This window comes from Haloglomus irregulare (assembly GCF_007421925.1).
GTDB classification, from domain to species: domain Archaea; phylum Halobacteriota; class Halobacteria; order Halobacteriales; family Haloarculaceae; genus Haloglomus; species Haloglomus irregulare.
The window spans coordinates 1-22,949 of the sequence record NZ_QMDX01000029.1; the positions used below are offsets into that span (position 1 = coordinate 1).

A 22,949-nucleotide genomic window follows, 5' to 3' on the forward strand; every position below is an offset into this window, starting at 1 on the left:
GTGCTGCGATGGCGCTCCATCGCCTGCTCAACGAGGGAAAACTGCTGGTGAAGGCCCACGGTGAACTGGTCGAGCCGCACCCATCGGCGCGGATCGTGATCACGATGAATCCGCCAACGCGGGAGTACCGCGACTCCGAGCCGATGAACTCCGCCACTCGGGGGCGGTTCCGGGCACTGGAGCAGCCCTACATCCAGGATATTGACGTCGAGCTCGACACGCTGGACGCCCAGGTCAACAGTGTCTACCGCGTCGTCGACCGGGGGACGCTCCGGAAGGTCGTCCAGTTCGCCCACCAGACTCGCCAGAACGAGAACTGGCCGACGTTGTCAACGCGGAACCTCGTGATCATCTGTGAACACATCGAAGACGGCGCCGCGCCGAAGGCCGCAATAAAGAACGAGGTGTGGGCAGTTGCTGAACCGAATCAGTATCCAGAAGATACCTATGAGACACTTGATGATTATGTCTGAGTTCGCTCATTCGAGCTCGGTGGTCCGTTCCCAGAACAATATATAAACGCCTCCGCCGAGAACACAAATGTATGAGCGCCACTGTAAGCAATCGTCTCGGGGTGTATCAGTGGCGTCAGAGCCACGCTCCGTGTCGCGGAGCAGGAGTACGCCAATGAGTATCACACTGAACCGTGAGTACGACTTCTCCCAGAGCGAACACCTTGCTCAAGAAATCGAATCCACCCCGCATATCCGTGGCCGTCGGATCACCGTCCGAGACATCGGTGCGCTAGTCCACAAGCGCAAGCTGGCGCCGGCGACCATCGCCGACCGATTCGAGTTGCCCGAGGCTGCCGTTCACGAAGCGCTCGCATTCTACCATCTGAACCCTGAGTACTTTGCCCAGCTCGAACAATCACGTCGACGCCAGCACGAGGACGCGATCACGCCTGATGACGTCGCCCCCGACGAGCCGCTTGATGCTGCCGACCTCGGCGTCGAGGACCTCTCAGTGACGTTCGACAACGGGGACGATACCCCAGAGCCGGAACCAGACGGAAGCGGGGCCTGAGACGCCTGGAGTAGATGGCGTCGTTCGACATCCTGCTCGATGAAAATATCGAGCCGTTTCACGATGAGCTCCGGAGCCTCGGGCACAACGCCACGCACGTACTGGACGTTCCCGAGCTGGGGGAAGGTGCGCAGGACAAGCCTGACATCCTCCCGTGGCTTCAAGCGAACGATACCATCCTATTCACACAAGACGACCACTGGATCGGAGCTGATTCCTCGGACCCGCAGAACGCCATCGACCCTGCTCGGACCGCCGGGGTGCTCTGGCTCAAGGACGAGTCGATGACCCCGGGCCAGCAGATCACGGCTATCCGCGTTATCGCGACACTGCTGTCCGCCGCCGACCTTGACGGCGAGTACGTTGAGGTCACAAAGCGCTGGCTCGACTACATTGAGTAATAAAAACGAGGGACTCAGACCCCAGCCTGCTCTTAGAAAGTTACCCCACGTTTCCGAACTAAACCTCCGAAAGTGGGGTAACTACACTCACGGAATTTAGCTCTCCCAAAGGAGCGGAGAGGTCCGACACCCCTCATTCCTCATCATGTCCGATACCAATTCCTCCATCACTTCGAACGCCTCCGTCGAGACGTTCACTCCCGACGTCCACGCCCGGGTGCGGGCGTCAGCCGGTCGTCGCGACCGGCTCCGGGCGTTCCTGCAAGGCCATCTCCCGGCCGGCGTTGACATCGAAGTCGTCCTCACCCCTGCGGTACAGACGGCGGCGGTTCTGCCTGCCGACGTCGACGCGCTGGTCAGCAGTGACGCAACCGACCTCGAACGACAACAGGCCGCTCAGTTGCTCGACGGTATCGACGCAGCGTTTCTCGTACTCGTCACGACCGCGCCAGCCCCGCTGGAGCGGGTGCCGCTGAACGATCAGCTCACCGCCGACCATGCCCACCAGTTCGGCCTCGCCTTCCACGAGCTTCTCCACATCCTCAAGACCGCGATCGCCCCAATCGCCGCGCTGCTCGATGCCGAAGTTGACCCGGAATACCATCAGCACGTCCACGAGCTGATCAACATTGTTGAGGACGGCGCAATCGAGCACGAGGCGATCCACGGCGCGAACTTCAGCGACACGGCCGAGATCCGGCTCGAACTCACCCGTCAAATACACTCGCAGACTCCCGACGACCTCGGAGATGGGCAGCAGGCACGCCTCTCGTTCTGGGGCGCGGTGACTACCGCTCTGTACGACGCCGCGGTGTACCCGACCGACACCACCGAAGTCTTGCTCGACCGGGATGACGACCGCGTCGGGTTCATCTCCGAGGCCGACGAGATCGCCTTCGAGGATGACCTCGGTGCCGTCCTCGAGGTCAGCATCCATCTTCCGATAGCGGTTCGCCCAGATCATACAGGGGAGCTCGGCGTCGCTGTCAGTGAGGGTCAAGTAGAGCACCGTACTGTTCTGATGGAGATCCGTGATCTCGCCGATACAACGGACACCTTGGAGTTCAGACGACTGTTCAATGAAAGAGGCAATCTGCTCGTTCAGGTCGCTAACTGAAAGAACCTCAGGGCTCGTGGGCTGAGTATCCCGCTGGTCAGCATCCGATGCGCCGGCCATTCAATTAGGCAGTCTCGGGGCAGTATCTTGAAAAAGGTAACTCCAGCTGGGAAAGGTATTCACTGTCCTCGCTATCTCGTATTCCCATCGATCTCGTTGAGTGCCTCTGTTGCGACATCACCGAGTTCGCCGGCTTCGATGTGCGAGTACCGCTCGCGAACCATCTCCTCCGAATTATCCAGGTAACGGGCAGCCACGGTGTATCCGAATGCCCTAACGAGGACCTCGCCCATTCCCCGCCGGCCACCGTGAGGGGCGAGATAATCGTGTTTCGGATGGTCGATGTCGATCTCCGCGGTTTCCGTGAGTCGCTGGAGAGTCAACCGAGCGCCGTCCGTCGTGATCGACGGCGGATGGATGTCCTCATCGAGGGCCAGCAGGAGGTCGCGAGCGTACTCCCCACGTCGCTCGTCAATTGCCTCCGATTGCTCCCCCCGGTCGGCTAACTCCTCCTGTACGAGCTCTGCGAGCGTCCGCTGATCGAGTGTCGGGAACACGGGCCACCGGTCCGTTGGTGGGTCCATCAACTTCCGATAGCTCCGCAATGGGGAGATTACAGGATCGGGGAGGGACGCAGCGTCCCACTGCTGTTTCTTCCGATAGACGTCCATGCTCCCGTCTTCGAGGTCGATGTCCTCCCATCGCACGCCACGGCGACGCGGGTCGTCGGGATCACGAAGGAGTTCTCCCACGCGGACAGCTGTGTACGCGAGGACGACTACGAGCGCCCGGTCACGGGCCGCCTTCAGCGCCGCGTACCGGGCTCGTTGCTTGTCGAGAGGGTCCATGTTATCGGGAAGGGTGGTGTACGCCTCGATGGCCTCACGCGCCTGTGCGTCGACGTGCCGGGTGAGCGCGTGTCGCTGCTCGGGTGTCCAGGCCTGCTGGTCGCCAGGCTTCCGTCCGTCGTCGTCGGGCAGCGGCGCAGTCGCGCTCGCTCGCTGGGCGTAGTGCGCTTCGAGATACCCCTCGTTGACACACCAACCACACCACGCCGAGATGTAGGCGTAGTAGGTCTGGACCGTGTTCTGCTTGAGTCCCCGGTCACCAGAAAGGTGCCGAGCGTACTCGCGGAAGACTCGCTCGTCGAGGTCCTCGAAGGTCGGATCGTGGTCAGCCTCCTCGGGAGTGATCCCGGTCCAATCGTCGTCGCCGCGCTCGCCGGCGGCCCACTCCGCAAATCGTTCGAGTTCGCGGGCAGCGTTCCGACGGTAGTTCCCGCCCTCGCCGCCGCGACCCTTGCCCTTGTCCTGAAGATAGCGGTCGAAGGAACTCCGCAACGGCCGTGCTGCGGGTTCCTGTCCGGCGGTATCGTCGATCATGCGGAATCAGGAGCCCCCGAATGGTCCAAGTAGGAGATCGTGGCCGTCGTAACCTGATCGGTGAACTCGTCTGTGACTGAGCCCTGCCGGCCGACGACGTGGAGGTCGTCTTTCAGTGTGGCCAGCGTCCAGGGGAGGACGTAGCTCTGCTGGCCCGGTTCCCCGCGAACCCACGCTTCGCTCGGCACGGCGAAGCTGCCGGCGTGGTGGGATTGCGTTGTGAACGCGACGGCGATCGACTCCTCGTCGGGATAGGGCATCCGCTCGCCGGAGATGACCAGCCACGGCCGAGGATTCCCACCATCCGTTTTGAACGGATCGGGAGCCCAAACAGCAGTTCCACGCTCAGCCATCAGGAATCACGACCCCTCGTCCGACTCGGTCTCCGACTCGATGGGGTCAACCGCGGTCTCCATCCAGGCCTCGACATCGTCGTCAGAGAACCCGCCGTCGATGTCGTCGGCCGTGGCAGCGCCGTGAAGCCCTGCCGACGCGACCGCGTGCTCGGCGTCGGCGATCGTCCAGAACCGGTCGCGGTGTTCGACGAGGCCATGTTCTTCGAGGCGTTTTAGCGTGGGGCCGACGCTCCCCTCGGGCACGTCGACGGCCTCAACGATCTCCCGCTGGCGAAACGCCTGGTCTGCGTGCTCGAGGAGGAAGCGATACACCGCACCCTGTGTGGTGTCCGGCGCAAGGTCGGGGAGCGAGGGCCCGTCCTCGTCGATTGAGCGGAACTCGTCTTTCGAGATGGGCACCTTTGGCATTGGTTTGTATTAGAAGCTATTAGGTCTTATCGACAAAGCTCTCGACACGGACTGTAGGATGGCGGTGTTCGCCGGCTTTTCCCCGGGTCCGAGGTCTTCTTCGTGCGGTTCCACGTTTCGTGCTTCCCCGACGGCGGCGGGGTACTTCAAAGTGGCCGTGATTACTATACTAATCACAACCAACTTGCTATAGCGAAAATTCCCGCGAATTCGGCTGTCAGGGAACAGCTAGACGGCATTCTGAAGAATGTTTGAATCGATATATCGTATACCGCTATACCAACTATGCGTCGCAGCCCCACTCCTCCATCACGGCCGCAATCTCGTCGATATGCCGGTCACTGATGGCAACCATTGCTTCCCGGACATCGGTAATCGCGATATCGCGTTCTGCCTTCTCCCATCGCTCGGCGAGAACCTCACGGATATCCTCGTCGACGCCGCGGTACTCGTCGCGAAGTTCAAACATTACCGACTTACGCCCCTCCTTGACAGAGTCCCGCCGGATAGCGTACGGGTATTTCTCCGTGGAATCGTCGGTCACTCCCTCTTCCGGAGTTTCAGCAGAGAGTTCACTCTCCGATTTCCCTTCCGATAGAACGGTATCGGCGGTATCCTCCTCCGAGGCCTCCTCCGGTGCTCGGTCACGCTCATTCATCTGCTCGCCGTCGCTCTCCTCGTCGTCGGCGAACGGGTCGTTGCCGGTACCGGTCTTCATGCTTCGAGTACCTCCAGAGAACCTGGCTCGGGCGGATGTGGCGCCTCAACCCCGGCTTCAGCTTCGAGATACCGCGCGAGTCGGTCAAACTGGCCCAGCGTCTCCTGTTCGTAATCGCGAAGCTGATTCCGGTGCTCACGGACGTACGTGAACGCTGAGCACTGCTGCTTCCAGCAACCCTCCATCAGTGAAGCACGCTCACCGAAGATCTCCGGGACTGGATACTCGATTTCCTCGAGCATCTCACGCTGATCTCGCGTGTCCTTGTAACGAATCGGGACTGCAGCAAGCACGCCGACTTCCATCTCTAATCGGTTTTCAAGCCCATCAACGAGATTTTCGAGCCCTCTAATCGAGGCAGCACCCTTTGCACTCGGCTCGACTGGAAGCACTAACGATCGCGTCGCATTAATCGCGTTATATAGGTGCGGACCCTCGGTTGCAGGCGGATCACAGATGAGGACATCGTAACGGTCGGGAACTTCGGCTTCCCGGAGTACGCGCTGAAGTTGTACATTGGAGTTCCACGCTTCGCCGAACTCCTCAGCGTCCCGCTCTCGACGCCGCAGGAAGCCATCCAACTTGCTCAGGTTGTTGTGCTCAGGGACAATGTCCACACCGTATTCAACCGTCCGGACCAGATCGTCGAACGGGCCCTTGGGCCGCTCGACGAGGTGGTGTGTGAGTGTATCGACCTCGTCGCTGTCACGCTGGTTATCGACCCCGAGCAGGCGTGAGAGATCGCCGTCTTGAGGGTCCAGCGGTACTATGAGCGGGGAAAGTCCGGCTCTGGAGTGGGCCACAGCGAGGTTCGCGGCGGTTGTCGTCTTCCCGACACCGCCAGCCTCGCTGTAGGTGCTGTAGGCCAGCATACTCGATTGAAGGAAGGAGGTACATAAATAACTCAGTCAGACAGCGTACCCAATTTAGCTAGCCAAGCTAGCTGGCTGGTTAAACTGGCTAATTAAACCAACCAACAACGTCAATTGGCCAAAGCAGATGACCATCCGGTTCAGTCAACTGCGAGTTCAAAGCAGCGCTTACGCTACTGCGACTTGAGGGAATCCGAGCGAAGGCGTAATTGGCTAGCCCCAGTATGTTCAAACTGAATGCAGCGGTTCGAATCAGAAGATCGGGTGAGAATCGATATCCCGGATGAATCTGATCCAGATCACGACCAATATCACGGCATCCACGGGAGGGTCATCCATGTAAGTGAAGATGCAGTCGCGAGAGAGGCTTTTTAAACCTTTTGGGTGCGTTCATAATCCTGTCTGTCGACTGTCAGAATAATGTTTGTAGGTGAGATTGTATGGGGAGGCTCCCGAATCGCCGCCTGGTGAGTGACAACAGCCCCTGGATTGCCGGGCAAGCGTCGACGTAGGAAGGGTACTACGTCTGTAGAATACCGAGGCCGACCTGAGACTGCTGCGGTTGCGGTCGAACTCGGTCGGCCGAACGTTAGGCGCGGCAGGACCAGTGAATCTGGGTCGCTAAAGCCGAATACTAGCCAGAGGGCGATTAACCTGAAGATAATCCCAAACCCAATTGTAGCGACTGGTTCGATCCAACTGAGTCCTCTGGCAGACAGAAGAGTACTGGCGGGTGAAACCGGTATTATAGTTACCCCACAAACAACCATTTCCATTTGTGGGGTAAGTATGAATACAATCTGCTTCCTGGAATCCGCAGCACCGAAGGTCGCCTTACTGTCGGAGAAGACCTCAAAGATCGGTTCTGTTTAGCCGATATTGCTACCGACCAACCTTTTCAGAAGCGTCTAAACAAGACTCCTTTTGAATGTACTCTATACGGACCGATCAGACCGTAGAGACGCCGTGATCGAACCAAAATCGGAACTGGATGTTACGTATGATTACTGGTCTCCACGATAGTTCCGTCTAGGCTGATTCCTGCAAAATCACACCATATCAGGGAGTGAACACGGCGTCTCGGTTCCGCTACTGAGAGGCCATTTCAGTCTCACAATGTCATCAGTCGACTCTGTCTTGGCACTTTGGATATACTTCGTCAGGTGTGACTCTGGAACAGAATTTTTACCTCTTTGCACGAATCTATAACTCTATGGCTGAGTTACCGATCGGTGAGTCGGACTTCCTGTCCCGACTTGAGGCGGCAAATCAGGACCGGTTCGCCGACCCGGAGTGAGGGTTTAATCAGCCGCAACGGCAGGCCATTCTCCACCCGGATGGTCCGTTACATATCGCTGCTGGGCCGGGGAGTGGGAGGACCGAGGTCCTCATCTCGAGGGCGCTGAAACTCCTGCTCGTCGACGAGGTTCCACCGGAGAGCATCCTTCTGACCACGTTCACCGAGAAAGCCGCACAAAGCCTCGAGGAACGTATCGTCGATCGCCTCGACGCGATCGGGTTCGGGGACGCGGTCGACGCGAACGAACTCCGGATCGGGACCTACACTCACTTTGCAACGACATCATGCAGGAGTACCGGTACCAGGACTACGCGAACGTGGAACTGCTCGACGAGGACGGGCAGCAACTCTTCATGTACAACAGCGCCGCGTTCGTGGACTATCTCCGCGGCGCAGTTGATGCTGACGACTGGGAGAGGGTTCCGGACTCGGCGTCGGACCTCTCCGACGACTGGCAGTTCTTTGACGAGATCTTCGGCTGGCAAGTGAGTAGCCAGTACGGACCAAACAAGTGGCAGGCGACAGAGGGTGCGGCGAAACTGTTCAACCGTGTCTCCCAGTACCGAGCTTCGACGACCGAACTGCGCGACCACGACGAGCGGCCGTGGCAGGTCTGTGCCGAGGGCCTCGAGAAGTATCGCGAGACCCTCCGCGAACACAAGCGCTGTGACTTCGCACGGCTGCTGGAGCGGTTCATCGAATTCCTCGACGACGACGCCGGCCAGCGGTTCGTGGAGGGAGAACCGGACCGGGACCGACCGCCACTCCAGCACGTCCTCGTCGACGAGTACCAGGACACCAACCCCCTACAGCAGGAACTGTACTTCCGCCTGCTCGACTCACTCGAGGAGCCGAACATCGCCGTCGTCGGCGACGACGACCAGGCGCTCTACCGCTTCCGTGGCGGGACCATCGAGTGTCTGATCCGCTTCCCTGAACGGGTGCGTGACCGGTTTGGGGTCTCCGTCGAGACGGTCCAACTGCGGACGAATTACCGCTCGACGGTCGACATCGTCGACTGGTGCAATCGGTACGTCACCGACTACCCGTTGATGCAACGGGAGGGGGCTCGTGCGCCCGGCAAGGAACCGATGATCGCCGACCGAGAGGATACCGAGGGCCGGTAGAGCGTGCGTGCCATCCTAAAGGGGAATAGCGACGATGAACCCGCAGAAATCGCTGCCGACCTGGTTCAGGAACTCCACGACACCGACTACATCGAAGACTACAGCCAGGTCGCATTCCTGTTCAATAGCACCAAGGAGAACAGTAACTGGGCGGGGCCGTTCGTGGACGCACTCCGTGAACGGGGGATTCCGATCCACAATCCGCGGAACAAGGCGTATCTGGAGTATCCCGAGATCAGGTTCGCTCTCGGTGCCGTAATCCGCTGTCTCGACCTGGTGCTCGACGGGCTTGAGATCAGGAACATCATGGGTGGCGTCCGCAACCAGGTCGAGGAGTGGCACGGCGACTTTGAGGGATGCGTAGACGAGTACGACGCGCACGCTCTGGAGCGGTACGTCACCTCGATCGAGGCGGAACTCGATACGATCGACGACGGCGAGTCTTTAGGCTTGACACTGCTCGACGTTCTGTATCGGATCCTCTCGTTCGAGCCGTTCCGGACGTGGATCGAGAGCCAGGAGTCCCCGGTGCGAGGAAAACGGCTGGGGCGGCTCACGCAACTGTTCGACTCGTTCGATAGTGTTGCCGGTCGCTCAACGCTAACGGCTTCTTCGCGTGCGAACTCTGTTTCGACGATGTTCCTCGGTGATTTCTACTATCTCTTCTGTGGCTACCTCAACGCGACCGACTTCGACGAGCTTCTCGCTCATCGACCAGCTCTCCGGACAGAGTCGCGCGCTCGCCCGTGCAACACGCGTCTATCTCCTAAGATACTCCGAATGGGGGGTGTGGGGTGGCCGCCGACCACTGTACAGAGTCGCGGGTTCGCGCGTCCGACGCGCGTTTATACCGTATCGTACCCGGAGAAGGAGGAGTGTGGGTGAGCACCGACTGCCGTCAGCACAATCCGCGGCCTCGCGAGGTGATCGCTCACGATAGGATCAAAGTCGCTAAATTTCGGTGGCAGCAGCATTATTCGTCTGGCTTTGGTAGCTGCGGGTGTCCTTCCGCAGGTCTTCTTTCCGGGTACCGGTACCCGCGAAGGAACACATTCGCGTGGTCGGTCTGCTGACGGCATGGAGGAGTCCTCGCTGACAACGTCGTCAGCAGTTTGCGGGACCATCGGTGAGGACGGGCGAAGGGTATCTGGGTCGTGTTGCTCGCGACGATACAGGCATCACCGACGGATTCCTCAGAGTCGACAGGTATTCCACAGCACCTGCTGTTTGAGATGGCGGATTTCCTTGTCGTCGACCAGCGTAACCGCGTCGGCAAATACGTCTTCAAGCCGGTCACCGTGAGTGCGTGCGGACGCCGATGTCCCGACTGGGATCTGGTACTCGTAGTGGTCGCCGTGGAATCGCTCCTGCTCGGGGGCAAAACAACACTTATATTCGTCGGACCTACAAAAATTATATCTTGTATAGATGCGGACATACGACGAACTTGAGGCCCAGATCGAGGCCCAACAGAGCAGTCTTGTGTTTTCGCTGAAACAATTCCTCTTCGGGTACGAAGGAATTGACACTGAGGAGGTGGCGTCGGAACGGGAGCGGGTGAAATCACGATTCCGTGCCATCTGTGAGGAAACACGGACCGTCGTCGATCATGTGGAAGACGCGATAGAGACGCCACAGGAAACCGGCGAGACCCTGCCGGAAACACTCGAGATTGGAGCCACTGATCTTGAGGAACGAAGCGAGGAGATTGCCTCGCTCCGGTCGGCGGATGCGAAGTACCTCCGCTCGGACGAGCACGAGGCGCTGTCGTCTCTCTCGTCAACGGCAGCAAACTTGGCGACGTACGTCCGAGCGAAGCGTAAATTCGACGACGAACTCGCCAAGGTGACTCCGCACCTCGAATCCCTATTCGAAGATGCCGCCCCGTATCTGGAGTACGACGCATACCTCACTGCTCCCGACGAACAGCGGCTTGAGCAGTCCATTCCCGCTGCCCGTGATGCTCTCAACTCACTGCGCGGAACCGTCGACATCGACGCGTTGGCCTCTGGTGACCGCAACCGGATCGAGCGACTCGAAGACCGTGTCGACACCGTCACCGACATGTTGGACGAGTACAACGAGGCATTCGTTCGGCGCCAGCGAACCGAGTACGAGCCATTGTTCACCGATATCGACGATGCCGGGCACAGCCTGAACCCCGCCCAACAGCGCGCAATCGTCCGGAACGGATATTACAATCAGGTTGTCGCTGGTGCAGGGACCGGGAAGACGTTCGCGTTGATTTACCGCGTTGCCTATCTGGTTCAGACGGGTGTCGACGCGTCACGAATCGTCGCTCTGACCTACACCACAGAGGCGGCAACCGAGATGGAGACTCGTCTCGAGACCGAATTCGGCATCACGAATGTTGAGGTCCGAACCATTCACGCCTTCGCGTATCAGATCGCCCAAGAAACGGGAGACCGGACCCGCTCGGTCGCCCAGTCCCGAGACAAGTACAATCTCATCAAGAACGTTCTCGAAAAAGAGGAAGGGAGCGATAGCGAGTTCGCCGAACACTACGTCCGATTCCTCTATCACTACGACGATGACTTCCTCGACGAGGCGGACTTCCACGAGAAGACCGACTATGTCGCCGAGCGCAGGGACCGGACGTACGAGACACTGGGTGGTGAGGAGGTCGCCTCTGAGGCCGAGAAGGTTATCGCCGACTTCCTGTTCACGCACAATATCACCTACCGGTACGAGGCGATTGCCGAGTGGGCCGCGACCGCCGAGGGCCAGCCCTATCGCCCGGACTTCTACCTCCCGGACTACGACATCTACATCGAACATTGGGGACTCGACGAGAACGGTGAGGTGGCGCCCTGGTTCTCTCAGTCGTCAGACGAGTACTTCGAGAAGCTCCGCTGGGTTCGCGAGGAGTTCCAGCGTGGCGAGTCGGAGTTAATCGGCACCTACGAGTTCGAGCACGAGAGCGGACGGCTCGAACGCGCACTGGAGCACCGACTCGAAGCGGCTGGTGTCGACCTCGGCCGCATGTCGTTCGATGAATTCGTGGATGACGTCTTCGAGTACAACGAGAAGCGAGGGGACATCGAGGACTCGTTCAAGCAGTTCGTCGAGAACGCCAAGACGTTCGATGTCGCCCCCGACGAAATCCCGGACCGTCTGGACCGGAGCAAGCCCCGACAGTACCACTTCGGCCACTGTGGGCGGGAGATGTTAGAACAGTACGACGCGTACCTGCAGCGCAACGAGTTGCTGGACTTCGACGACATGATCTACGATGCGATTGAGGCCATCGAAGTCGATCCAGCTTCGTTCCAAGATCGATACGACCACATCCTCGTCGACGAATTCCAGGACGTGGCGATGAGCCAGATTCGGCTCGTCCGTCCGTTCGTCGGTCCGGATGCTGGGACACGGCTGTTCTGCGTAGGTGACGACTGGCAGAGTATCTACTCGTTCCAGGGATCGCAGGTCGAGTATTTTGTCAACTTCGGAGATCACTTTGGGCCGCCGGCCCCCGTCGTGACGCGCTTGACTGCTAACTATCGCTGTCCCAAGTCAGTCATCGAGGCGAGCAACGATCTGATATCCAACAACGAGGCACAAATAAAGAAGATCGTCGAGGCCCAGAATAGCCGTGATACCACGCCGGTGCTGCACACGCTCGACGGCTACCGGAACCGGGAGTACGAGCGTCGTGTCGGTACCTATGCGGCCGACCTTGTCGAGGGGTTTGTTGACGAGGGAAGCGACCCAAGCGAGGTCATGGTGCTCTGCCGGTACGACGGTGGCGCAGCGTATCTTGATGAACTTAAAGCCGAACTCAAGCACCGCGATCTCCCGTACGACGGTAAGGACGATATCTTCCGCCCGCCAGACATGCCGGACGAACACGAGGATGACTTCGACCCGGAGGCTGGCATTTCGGCGTTCTCCGTACATCAGGCGAAAGGGCGCGAAGCGAAACACGTCGTGCTCTTACACGCGGCGACGGGGCCGATGGGATTCCCGCCCGACGACCGGGACGACGACCTCATCGCACCGGTCCAGGATGTCCCGACCAATACGACCGCCGAAGAGCGCCGTTTGTTCTACGTTGCGCTGACCCGTGCGACTGACAACCTCCACGTGATGACGCGTGCCGGCAAGCAGTCGCCCTTCGTCACCGAGATTGAGTCGTTCTTCGAGGAGAGAACTTCACTAATCGCCTCCGGAGAGGAGGGCGACCGTGTGTCCGTGACGGCTCAAGTCGAGCGACTGTGGGAGAACACACACGAGACACAGCAGCAAGCCGGCGTTTTAGAGGATAGAACCGGCACGTCGAAGTTCGTCTCCTGGAAAAGCGATGACCCACCCGAGGTCGTGGCGGACATGTGGTATAAGTTCGAAGGATTGCGAGTCAACGAGTACAACGGCGAGCAACAGCTCGTTATCGACGACTCAAGCCACGTAGTCGCGTTGTTCAACGAGCAGCCGCCACGAACTATCATCGGCGAGGCCGACACTGACACTCGAGAGGCGAACGCACTGTCAGACGACTCCACCGGTACCGACGAGGCACACCCCAGTCGTGTCGACACTGGTGGCACCCCGCCGGCGATTCCCGGTGCACCGGCTGTCGACGTGTCGTACGACGGCTTGGAGAAGGGATCCGACCCGATCGGCCGAGGGGGAGAGGCCGTCGTCTATGCCGCTCGCTTGAATACCGAAAGCGGAGAGCAGTATCTCGCGATCAAGGAGCCCGATCAGCGCGACACGGTCCGTGCGGAGACCGTCGAACGATTTCTGGACGAAGCTGACACGTGGGCCGCCCTCGCGGACCACGACTATGTCGTCGACATCGTCGGCTCTGGCAGCCAGCCGCTTCCTTGGATCGCGATGGAGTATATGGACGGGGGAGACCTCCAGTCTCGACTCGGCTCACTTCCATTCGATCAGGCTGTTTGGACCATGTTATCTATTACTAAAGCGATTCGCTACGCGCACAATCGGGGCGTTCGCCACTACGATCTCAAGCCGCAGAACGTCCTCTTTCGGAGTACTGAGGGTGGCTATTGGGATGTCCCGAAGATCGCCGACTGGGGACTCGCCGAGCGAGCACTGCGCTCCGGGACCCCGAACGATGGCATGACACCAGCCTCCGCGGCCCCCGAGCAGTTATTCGAAGAGTACGGGGAGCCGGACCATCAGACGGACATCTACCAGCTCGGTCTCCTCTGTTACGAACTGTTCACGGGAGAGCATCCGTACGACGGCGATCAGACAAAGGTCTGCTCTGTACCGTTGCCTCCGCCGGGCGAGGTCAGACCCTCGGTCCCCGATGCTGTGGATACCGTGATAGATGGCGCGCTTGCAGTTGATCCTGCAGACCGATACGAGGACGTACTTGACTTCCGGCGAGCACTCGAATCACTGCAATGAGTTTTTCGACCGATCTCGCCTCTCTGGGATGGTGAAGAAGCGCAGTACTATCTTCACCCCCCAGTTCGACCGAGACGAATCCCAATCCTCATTAATCTATGAGCATCCTGCGGCCATTCAATTGACGACGGCCATGTACTCGAGCGCCAACCAGGGTACTGGAGCCGTGTTCCATGAATAGACGGTAACAATATTGCTGTGGTGGTCAAGGCTGGTCCACGTTTCGGCTTCGTTCTGAACCCGATCGAGTACCTCCTGATGAAGGGTTCCCTCGTACCGTGGTTGTTTGACGGCGACTGGGTATGACTCGCCGTTACGATTGACAGTCGCATAGTATACGTTGGCGTCTCCACCGGTCCCGATTTGATTACCCGTATCGAGACATTCATATTTGAATTCGGATAGTGGGTGCGGAGGAATCACCGAAGGAATCCGAGGATGGTCGTCAGGTCCAGGCATTCCACATACCCTGGCAATCTGAGTCGCGGTCAATAGTTTCTCTATGACAATTGCCGTGTGCGCCCCGGAATGCAAATTGCGCACACCAAACTGAGTCCAACTCTGGACCGCAGTTATATCTGCCGAGCGGATCTCGACTGCTCGCATTCGGTACCGAGGAGGGACGACAGCAGTGGCGTGTCAACATCGAAAGCGCAATTAGGACGCCGCCGGTCGTAGCCGGCGACACGGTTTATATTGTCGGCGAGACAATTACAGTACTGGACTCAACAACTGGGGAGCAGTGGTGGACGGCGGAGGTCCAGCAACCTGGAGTCGCCATCCCGGGAGAGGCAAAATTAGCTTTGGCGTGGAATACGCCGAAAACGGCTCCCTCGCGGCACTCTCCGGGACGCCTGTGGCGACGCCGACTCACACGACACCGGAACGGTGGTGACCCCGACGCCGAACACGGGGACTGCGGGAACGTCTGCCCGCGGGTCGTCAACACCCACCGCCGGCAGGGCAGGACGGAACGCGTTCGGTGGTAACGGGCCGACCGCGACGAGAGTGGCCCGCGGCGGTGCCGTCGGCGGACTTCTCGGTGGAATCTGTGTCGGTATCTACCGCCGAATTAACAGCCAACACGGTGAGTAACGACCAGACCAGTAATAATCCGGGGAAAGAGGCCAATCAGGCTGATGATGGGTCAGCCGACAGTTACAATCTGGTCGGTGGGCAGGGACTGGTGAGTGGCAAGACAGTTTGAGAGGAGCGAGCCGAGCAGGATGCTAGTGAACGCGGCAAAGGCGTACGAGAGCACCGAATTCGCCGGAATCACGACTAACGCGCGCCTAAGGCCACAGCAATGTTGTCGCTCCCGCCGGCCGCGTTGGCCCGGTTGATGAGCGTCTCCGCGGCCGCCTCAACCGACATTGCGTCATCGACGACCGACGCGAGGGCCTCATCTTTGACCTCCTCGGGCAGCCCGTCAGAACAGCACAGCACTGTTCCACCGAAAGCAATCGAGTCGAGATCCGGCTCGATGGTCTCGTCCGTGCCGAGTGCCTGCGAGACGACGTTCCGTTGTGGGTGATCACGGGCTTCCGCCTCGGTCAGCTCTCCCTGCTCGACCAGTTCCTGTACCAGCGACTGGTCGGTTGTCACCTGCTCCAGTCGGCCGCGCTCATCGATGTGGTAGCCCCGGCTGTCCCCGACGTTGACGAACAGAGCGCGACCACCCTGTACCAGCGCTGCGACCAACGTCGTGCCCATCCCTTCGAGCCCGTCCGCAGCGGCCCGATCAAGAACGGCCTCATTGGCCTCGGCCACGGCCTCCCGGAGGACTGACTCGCCCGCGGTCCGGTCGCGCTCCAGCGCGGCCTCAACTGTGTCCGCGAAGGTTTCGATGGCGAGTTCACTGGCCACGTCTCCCGCAGCGTGTCCCCCCATGCCGTCAGCAACCGCCAGGAGGTGCGCTTCCCCGAGGTTCCGAATCAAGGCCGCGTCTTCGTTCGTCTCGCGTTGCTGGCCGACATCCGTCCGTGCACAGGTCGTGAGTGGGGTCATATCTGGTCACCCTGCGCGTGAGTAGAGCCCTTCGACCCGGCTGGCGACCCGCTCAATCCGTTCTCGATCCTCCTCTGCCAGCTCGTCGCCTCCCAGAGCCGCACGGCTGCTCAGTTTCGCCTCCAGCTTCTCCACCACCCCTTCGACTGATTTGCGGGCGTCCTCATAGGCGCTTGTCTCCACAGGGTTGTCTTCGACGAAGTCCCGGACTTCGTTAGCAACTTGAAGACAGTCGTTCGGTGAGTGGTGTCGCTTGGCCCGGAGATTCTCAGCGAGAACACGGGCGTGCGAGGCAAGCGTCGGTCCGCTACTGCTGGAGCGAGCGGCCGCTTCATCTAGGAGTTGCTCGGCCTCGTCAGCTCTAAGCGTCTTGTGCCCGGCCTGCCTCTTGATTGTCAACCGCACCTCGGCGTTGAATCCAACTTCGACGACGCAACTTTCGGTCACCTGCTCGGTTTCACCGGGGGATATGGACCGTTCGCCTCCGATCTGTTGTCTGAGCGTCAGCGAATTCTTGCTCTCGGGATGGTTCATGATTTCTACCTCGCCGGTGGCGGCCCGAAACGACACTGAGGGTTCTCCACTCTTTTTTCTGGAGACAGTTACGTCGCGGACGCCGAGATCCTTCGTTCCCCCGGGTGTCTCCACCAGAACTTGCTGGCCGTCCCGGTAGATACCCACCTGTGCACCCTCCTCTAAGTCGATTTGTCGGGACTGGTCGTCGACCTGCCCCAGCGGTGTCAGGTATGCTCGCATCGGTTGTCGTGGTTGATGTCGTATCGCGGTTCTGTGCTATCGCCCCATCGACGCGGATGCGTCGCTGTGATGAGGACGCGAACCGTTCCAATCACGCGGCGGGCCCGCTCGGCTCTATTTCATCGATTGCAGAGTCGATATGTCCCTGCGCGATTGGCTGGATATCGTCGACACTGTCGACCTCATCAATGGCTTCGTAGGCCGCTTCCGTCGCTAACAATTCCATATCGCTTGCGACGAATCCCTCCGTCTTCTCGGCCACCTCATTCCAGTTGATGGCTTCGGTCAGGACGGGCTTCTCACGGAGATGGACCCGCAGGATGGCTTTTCGTGCGGTTTCGTCCGGTGGCGGCACCTCGATTCGCTCATCGAACCGGCCCGAGCGGCGGATGGCGTCGTCAACCTCCTCAAGCAGATTAGTCGCCGCGACCACGATGACGTCTTCCCCCTGGATGTCTGTCAACTCCTGCAGGAACTGGTTGACCATCTGTCGCTCGCTCTGGGTCTTCTGGGCGCCGCCAGAGCGTTTCCCGGCTAGAGCATCGATCTCGTCGATGAACACCATGCAGGGTTGGTTCGCACGGGCCACTTCAAACAGTTCCGCGACGTTCTTCGAGGCTTCACCAACCAGTGATGAAGTAATCTCATCAGGAGTGGCATTAATGAAATTATACCCCAGCTCGCCGGCCAGTGCTTCCGTTATGTACGTCTTCCCGGTCCCTGGCGGCCCGTACAGCAGGATGCCGTTGACGACGCTCACGTTGTACTTCTCATACAGTTCTGACCGCTCTAGCGGGTCAATTACCTTATCCCGAAGCGTTTGCTTGAGGTCGCTCATCCCCCCCACGTCGCCAAAATCGGTCTCCGGGACTTCCGAGAGGTACGCCTCCGCATCGACCGTTTCGTTCTCGTCTGTGCTGTCAGGGCCAGCACTGCTACCACCGCCACTACCACCCCCTCCGGCGCTGGGGGCTCCACTGGGGTTGCTATCGCCCGCGCGGGCCGGCTCCTGATCGCGCTCACCGGCATTCTCTAGCTTCTCCGCAGCGCTAGAAAGGTTCTCGACAAGTTCGAGCCGTTTTTTTGCCATTCGGTCGGACGACTCCTTCTCTGCAATGTCACGCATAACGCCGGCGCACTTGCGGTAGTACTTCGCGGCAGCCTCGTACTCACCCTGGTCGCGGAGGGTATCCGCCTTCGACCGGTACTGGTGGTACCGGTCCTCCAGGATCTCTTTGAATGTGCCGTCCTCGAGCATGGACGGTCAGATTCCGATATCCTCGTCGTCGAGGTCGATGCTCTCATCCTCGATGTCACCGAGGCCACCGCCGGCACTCATCGACACTTCAGTCGACACCTCCTCTTCGACCTCGGCCTCGATGTCAACCTCTTCCTCGGAGAGCTCGCCCTCGGCCATCTTCCGCATCATCTCTTCCTCTTCTGTCCCGCCTATGTCCATGTCTGTCCCCATGATGTCGATATCCAGACTCTCCTGAACCTCCTGCATCATCTGCATGTCCAGGTCGAACTGGACCATGTTCTCCATCATGTCCTCTTGAACCTGCTCAGCGTTGACGCTGCTGTCATGGATGAGCTGCTCGATTTCTGTAGTTTCGTCGTTCGACATATTCTGGAGTTCACGCGCCCCCTCGATGGTGACGATCGTCGCCATCACAACGCTGTTCTTCTTGAACTCCTGCTGTTTGATTTTGTATTTCTTTTTAGCGATTTTGGCTTGCTGGGCAATCTGGGCACGCTTGTGGTCACTGACCTGCGCTCCCTCACGGAGGAGCTTCTTGTACTCCTTGCCGTACTGATTCATCTCTTTCTGAAGCTGCTTGCGCTGGCGCTCCAGCTTGATTTTGTCCCGCTTGAGGTCCTCCCCGCCGTAGACGCTCTTGTCGAGCAGCGTCCCCTTCTCTGCCGTACCGAACATCTCCTTGACTTGTTTGCGAATCTGCATGGTATGGTCTCGTATGTCTCGTCAATCGTGATTATTATCGTGCACAATACTACAGTTCGGGCTCGACGGTCAGGACGGTACCAACAACGCCGAGGACGGCACCAAAGGCGGCCGCCAGGACAAGCAGTTTCATCTCTCCCACGGTAGGGCTAAGCATCTGCTCCCCCAGCGTCGCTTCGGCGTACACTACCCCCGCCCCGACCAGCACACCGCCAATCGCGCCGGCGCCGAATCGGCGCTCCATCAACCCGAATACCCCGACGACGAGGAGCGCGCCGAGCAGCAGGTTCAGCACGAACACCCCCGCCATCCAGGTAACTCCCATGGCCATCTGTGATTGCTCCAGCAGGGAACGGAACCTCTGGGGAGTTAAACTTTTCTACGAATTGGCTTATCTAATTGAGTCTCCAATATGGAGTGTGATTACAGGGGCGCACCGAACGCTATTCAAGGGGGCGTAAATCCACTTAATCGGTGTTTTAGCCGACCTCTATTCGATACAGTTGGCGGTCGTTCTGCCGTTTTGTTAGAATCTCCGTAGTGGAGAAAGCGTTTAGTGAGTGGATGCATACCGGCCGGTGTAGAATGGAAGAACCAGCCACGGCGGGGCAGCGCCACGGCCCGAATCAGGCGTGGCGGGGGATAGTATGAACGACGACAGCGACACGTACCTGTTCGTGGTGTCCTATGAGGAGGACAAAGAGCGCAAGCGCGTGGAGTACCTGTTCGACACACACGTCGATGGGACCGCGCGCAAGCCGGATGGTCTGGTGCGACTCGTTGAGGGGGTTGATCACGAAGACCTGTACGCCGACCTCGTCTCGAAGGTTCCTTCCGATGCGGTTTCCGCATACCGTCTCGACCCGGTCGACGCCGATGTAGAGCCAGAGTCCATCGTCGTCGATGAGGAGGTCGCAGCCGCACCTGATGCCGTCGAATCTTTTGTGGAGTATGTCCTCTCAAAAAAGAAGGCGGTGCTCACTGTGCCCTCCCGAAACGAGTACGAGGTATATACAAAAAAGGGCCGCGCGGAGGTCAGTTACGAACTCTCCGGAGGGCCGCCGACCACGGCCCGACTGCAGATCACCGGCTATCCGCCGGCCCCGACGTTCCTGGCCGACTTCTTTCGCGAGGAACTGACGAACTATGCTGACAGCCAACGATGATTCGTACAATCCACCAATCAGACCGACGATGGACGCAGCTGCGAACAAGCAAAGCGGGAATCCAGTGCACTGGGGGTGAGCGATGAGTTGGAGCGACGAACTGGACGACCTGTTGTTCACTGCTGACAACGTCCTCAACGAGGATCTTGCCAGCCTCCAGCGAATGCCCGAGCGCCGGCGGATCGAGCTGTACAACGAAATCGAGACCGACCAACAGGAGTTCAGCTGGGAATTCAAGCGCGAGTATGGCGACGAACTCGCCAGCGCAGAAATCGACCGTATCGAGGGGCGGTTCACCCTCGCTCAGCTGTTGCTCGCCGCCTCCTTCTACAAACAGGGGGAAGTACCCAGACCGCTGGACGAGCAGTTCATTCCGGCCGAGCTGCAGGCAGTCGTTGACTACGACCGCTACAAGATGTTCGACGCGCTGGGTGAAGAGCAAATTGGCGAGAAGATTCGGCGTATGGAGGGCGAGGTGTACGAACTCGCCACGGAGTACACCTCCACACAACTCGCTAACATGGACGAACTGCTGGACAACCCAGAGGTCCAGCAGGACGTGATGGAGCGGCTGGCCGACCGGTACGACGACCGTCGGGAGAAAGTCCGTCACGGCTTCTTTGTCTACGTGGAAACCCACGGCATCGAGGAGATGGTCGAGGCCATCGAGAACGCCGTGGAGGCGGTCAACGACTCCCGCGACGAGCGCGAGGGGATTCGGGAGACGCTTCGCGAGGAGCTCGCAGAACTGGAGCAGTCACTGGACGACCGGGTGCGCGAGCAGCGCAAGCGCATCGAACAGGAAGTCCGCTCGGTGGAGCGCGAACTCACCAGCCAGTCCGTCTCGGCCGACGAGCTGGACGACCGGCTCGACCGCCTCGCCGAGGAGACTGGTGGCCTGAGTGACGCCCAGGCCGAGGCTCTTGAGGAGCTGACCGACCGGATTGACCGCACGGGCGAACTGGAGCGTAAACTCGAACAACGCATCACGGAACTCAAAGAGGTTCGTGAGAAGGCCGCCGAAGCCGATCGCGAGGCCGCCCGCGAGCAGGCTACCGAGCTGATCGAGGAGGAGCTGTCGGCGCTCCGGGATCAGCGCGACGAGCTCCGCGGGGAGATTGATCGACTCCAGCGCGAGCGCGAGGGGATGGAAGCCGCCGCGGACTCTCTGGAAGAGCGCCGCGAGGATCTTGAACAGCGGGTCGAGTCCATCGAGGAATCGGTCGAGACGCCCGGCGCAGGAGAAGGAATCGAGGCCGAGAATCTTGTCACGAGCACCATCGCCCGGCTGCTGGAACTTGATTACCTCGGCCGGTTCGATACCACGATGCATGAGACCGAGCGACTGTACACGCCCGACGGCGAGTTCGAAGTGCCGGACGGCTACTGGGACGGCCGCGGCGAGCGCCGGAGTGCCGAGACGCAACTGGCGGAACTACTGGCTGCCCGCGATGACGCGTCCCGGGCGGATGCCTACCCCGCCAACCGGCGGGCTCGCTACTGGCTCACGGACACCCGGCATATGGGATTGACCCGTGAAACCCGGCTTGTGGTTGAGGCAATCGTCTACAGTCACATTGAGGCGTACACCGAGAACGACTTCGATACCCGCCCGGTTGACCTGGATGACCTGCTGGGCCTAATCAACGATACTGTGCGTGAGGCCGAGGCTGCCGGGCAGCCCCACTTGGTGGCAGTTGCTTCTCCCACCGGATTTACTGATCGTGCACTGTCGGAGCTCGCCAATAGTAGTCAGTTCAGTCGCTATCTGAGTCTCGTTCTTGTGGATCTGGGCTCTGGGGGAGTATATTATAACGAGACCGACGACCTGGCAGCTAACAACGAGCGTCTGTTCGAGGTTTCCATCGATACAGAGCGTGTTGAGGACTGCACTACACATATCCGCGAACTTGCAGACGACCCTGCCACGACCAGCGTCCTCATCACTGATCTCACTGACGAGTTTGACTCTCACATCGTCAAGCGATCGTTCGATGAGTTAGAATCCGCAGGTGTCGGGACGCAGTTATATGTTGAGGAATACGGACTTGGCTTCCATTTTGACTGAAATGTAACTCAGATGGCAACAAATTATAATACCGAACTGTGGCTTCAGTCGTAGGATGAAGCCGATATAATCAAAATTTTACATGTCCCGGATACTATCAAATAGTTGCTGGAGGTCGTCCTGGAAGTGCATGATGACCCCGTAACGATCGTCTCTCTCTGTAGCCAGCGCCGCGAGGAGAATGGTATCAAGCGCTCTCGGAACGTCTGTTACCTCAGTCGGGAGGCTGAATCTTTTGTCTCATTACCGCTCGCATAACCTTCGCTGGGTGTTCCTCAAAACAGAGGCGTCCGTGAGCAGTTCGTAGAACACCGCACTGAGCTGGTAGACATCGGTGAGGTTGTCAGTCTGCTCAAACTCATTATTGAACTGTTGCGGTGCAGCGTAGTGGGGTGACATTCCTTCGAGGCTCTTCGAGGGCTTGGGAGGGTGTTTCGAAAGGTCCCCGTTCGCGACTTTCGGGACATCCCACGCGTTTTCAACGGGGCGCAACAAGATATTCTCGGGATTCAAATCAAGATGGGCCACGCGGTGCGTGTGTGCGTGTCGAACGCCCCGCGTGACAGTAATCGCTGTCAAAAGGCCTGCCGGAGCTCCATTTCCCCACTGCGGGAGCCTAACTGACCACCGTTGATATACTCCATAGCGACATAGGGACTCGGTTGATTCCCGTAGTCAACGACACCGACGATGTGGTCATCACCGTCAAGATTGGTCCACGTTTCGGTTTTATTAGGCTTCTGCTTGAGTTGGTCTGTATAGATCGTTTCAGAGAGGCGTGGTTTCTTGATTGCAGTACGTCCCCATCTGGGGTGGGCAACGTCGCTTTCCTGACATCCTCCCACGGCTAAAGCCGTGGGGTTCCCGACCACAGGCCGGGCGTCC

20 protein-coding genes and 3 pseudogenes are annotated in these 22,949 nt (G+C 59.3%); 9 read left to right on the forward strand and 14 right to left on the reverse strand.

Annotated elements, in window-relative coordinates:
- The 3 genes and pseudogenes from DP107_RS18655 to DP107_RS18665 all read left to right on the forward strand — a co-directional run.
- Positions 1–473, forward strand: a pseudogene (locus tag DP107_RS18655) (AAA family ATPase); the annotation flags it as partial.
- Between the two features lie 154 nt (positions 474–627).
- Positions 628–1,026 carry a DUF433 domain-containing protein gene (locus DP107_RS18660; protein ID WP_144263604.1) on the forward strand — a complete coding sequence of 133 codons (399 nt, stop codon included), beginning with the start codon at positions 628–630 and terminating at the stop codon, positions 1,024–1,026.
- Positions 1,027–1,040: 14 nt separating this feature from the next.
- Positions 1,041–1,427, forward strand: coding sequence for a DUF5615 family PIN-like protein (locus tag DP107_RS18665; RefSeq protein WP_144263605.1), 387 nt, complete (start codon positions 1,041–1,043; stop codon positions 1,425–1,427).
- A gap of 226 nt (positions 1,428–1,653) precedes the next feature.
- On the opposite strand, the gene DP107_RS20375 is transcribed toward DP107_RS18665, so the two are convergent.
- From DP107_RS20375 to DP107_RS18695, 6 genes are all read right to left on the reverse strand, one after another.
- Entirely contained in the window at positions 1,654–2,604 is a 951-nt protein-coding gene (locus DP107_RS20375; RefSeq protein WP_185977404.1) for an exodeoxyribonuclease VII large subunit, read from the reverse strand.
- A gap of 71 nt (positions 2,605–2,675) precedes the next feature.
- Positions 2,676–3,926 carry a phage integrase SAM-like domain-containing protein gene (locus tag DP107_RS18675; RefSeq protein ID WP_144263606.1) on the reverse strand — a complete coding sequence of 417 codons (1,251 nt, stop codon included), beginning with the start codon at positions 3,924–3,926 and terminating at the stop codon, positions 2,676–2,678.
- On the reverse strand, positions 3,923–4,279 hold the full coding sequence (locus tag DP107_RS18680) for a hypothetical protein (RefSeq protein WP_202877459.1): 357 nt from the start codon (positions 4,277–4,279) through the stop codon (positions 3,923–3,925). Before DP107_RS18680 ends, DP107_RS18675 begins: the two co-directional genes overlap by 4 nt.
- A 6-nt stretch (positions 4,280–4,285) precedes the next feature.
- Complete coding sequence (locus DP107_RS20590; protein WP_202877460.1) at positions 4,286–4,690, reverse strand: winged helix-turn-helix domain-containing protein; 405 nt, start codon at positions 4,688–4,690, stop codon at positions 4,286–4,288.
- Positions 4,691–4,973: 283 nt separating this feature from the next.
- Positions 4,974–5,408, reverse strand: coding sequence for a hypothetical protein (locus DP107_RS18690; RefSeq protein ID WP_144263607.1), 435 nt, complete (start codon positions 5,406–5,408; stop codon positions 4,974–4,976).
- A complete protein-coding gene (locus DP107_RS18695) occupies positions 5,405–6,280 on the reverse strand; it encodes a ParA family protein (RefSeq protein WP_144263608.1) in 876 nt (291 codons plus the stop codon). The genes DP107_RS18690 and DP107_RS18695 overlap by 4 nt, the downstream gene beginning before the upstream one ends.
- 1,351 nt (positions 6,281–7,631) lie before the next feature.
- On the opposite strand from DP107_RS18695, the pseudogene DP107_RS18705 reads away from it, so the two are divergent.
- From DP107_RS18705 to DP107_RS18715, 3 genes and pseudogenes are all read left to right on the forward strand, one after another.
- Positions 7,632–8,707: pseudogene (locus DP107_RS18705) on the forward strand (UvrD-helicase domain-containing protein).
- A 3-nt stretch (positions 8,708–8,710) separates the two neighbouring features.
- On the forward strand, positions 8,711–9,592 hold the full coding sequence (locus DP107_RS18710) for a hypothetical protein (protein WP_144263610.1): 882 nt from the start codon (positions 8,711–8,713) through the stop codon (positions 9,590–9,592).
- Positions 9,593–10,135: 543 nt separating this feature from the next.
- Positions 10,136–14,104 (forward strand): UvrD-helicase domain-containing protein, encoded by a 3,969-nt coding sequence (locus tag DP107_RS18715; RefSeq protein ID WP_144263611.1) that lies wholly within the window; start codon positions 10,136–10,138, stop codon positions 14,102–14,104.
- Positions 14,105–14,221: 117 nt separating this feature from the next.
- On the opposite strand, the gene DP107_RS21595 is transcribed toward DP107_RS18715, so the two are convergent.
- Positions 14,222–14,710, reverse strand: a complete 489-nt coding sequence (locus tag DP107_RS21595) for a protein kinase (protein WP_144263612.1) — start codon at positions 14,708–14,710, stop codon at positions 14,222–14,224.
- Between DP107_RS21595 and DP107_RS21600 the strand changes: the two genes are divergently transcribed.
- Positions 14,614–15,093 (forward strand): outer membrane protein assembly factor BamB family protein, encoded by a 480-nt coding sequence (locus DP107_RS21600; RefSeq protein ID WP_144263613.1) that lies wholly within the window; start codon positions 14,614–14,616, stop codon positions 15,091–15,093. The genes DP107_RS21595 and DP107_RS21600 overlap by 97 nt on opposite strands.
- A gap of 292 nt (positions 15,094–15,385) precedes the next feature.
- Here DP107_RS21600 and DP107_RS18730 read toward each other — a convergent pair whose 3' ends face one another.
- The 5 genes from DP107_RS18730 to DP107_RS18750 all read right to left on the reverse strand — a co-directional run bounded on the left by DP107_RS18730 (position 15,386) and on the right by DP107_RS18750 (position 19,140).
- Complete coding sequence (locus DP107_RS18730; protein ID WP_144263614.1) at positions 15,386–16,111, reverse strand: Stp1/IreP family PP2C-type Ser/Thr phosphatase; 726 nt, start codon at positions 16,109–16,111, stop codon at positions 15,386–15,388.
- 6 nt (positions 16,112–16,117) lie between these two features.
- Positions 16,118–16,867, reverse strand: a complete 750-nt coding sequence (locus DP107_RS18735) for a hypothetical protein (protein WP_144263615.1) — start codon at positions 16,865–16,867, stop codon at positions 16,118–16,120.
- Positions 16,868–16,958: 91 nt separating this feature from the next.
- Positions 16,959–18,125, reverse strand: a complete 1,167-nt coding sequence (locus DP107_RS18740) for an ATP-binding protein (protein WP_144263616.1) — start codon at positions 18,123–18,125, stop codon at positions 16,959–16,961.
- Between the two features lie 6 nt (positions 18,126–18,131).
- The gene (locus DP107_RS18745; RefSeq protein ID WP_144263617.1) at positions 18,132–18,830 is read right to left on the reverse strand and encodes a hypothetical protein; all 699 of its coding nucleotides are present in this window, start codon (positions 18,828–18,830) and stop codon (positions 18,132–18,134) included.
- Between the two features lie 49 nt (positions 18,831–18,879).
- On the reverse strand, positions 18,880–19,140 hold the full coding sequence (locus tag DP107_RS18750; protein WP_238330956.1) for a hypothetical protein: 261 nt from the start codon (positions 19,138–19,140) through the stop codon (positions 18,880–18,882).
- A 337-nt stretch (positions 19,141–19,477) separates the two neighbouring features.
- On the opposite strand from DP107_RS18750, the gene DP107_RS18755 reads away from it, so the two are divergent.
- Entirely contained in the window at positions 19,478–19,996 is a 519-nt protein-coding gene (locus DP107_RS18755; protein WP_144263619.1) for a hypothetical protein, read from the forward strand.
- Between the two features lie 82 nt (positions 19,997–20,078).
- Positions 20,079–22,064, forward strand: a complete 1,986-nt coding sequence (locus DP107_RS18760; protein ID WP_144263620.1) for a hypothetical protein — start codon at positions 20,079–20,081, stop codon at positions 22,062–22,064.
- Between the two features lie 243 nt (positions 22,065–22,307).
- Here DP107_RS18760 and DP107_RS18765 read toward each other — a convergent pair whose 3' ends face one another.
- Both DP107_RS18765 and DP107_RS20965 read right to left on the reverse strand, forming a co-directional pair.
- Positions 22,308–22,643: a protein kinase domain-containing protein gene (locus tag DP107_RS18765; RefSeq protein ID WP_144263621.1), complete on the reverse strand. Its 336-nt coding sequence runs from the start codon at positions 22,641–22,643 to the stop codon at positions 22,308–22,310.
- A pseudogene (locus DP107_RS20965) lies at positions 22,640–22,949 on the reverse strand (hypothetical protein); the annotation flags it as partial. The gene DP107_RS18765 and the pseudogene DP107_RS20965, both read right to left, overlap by 4 nt.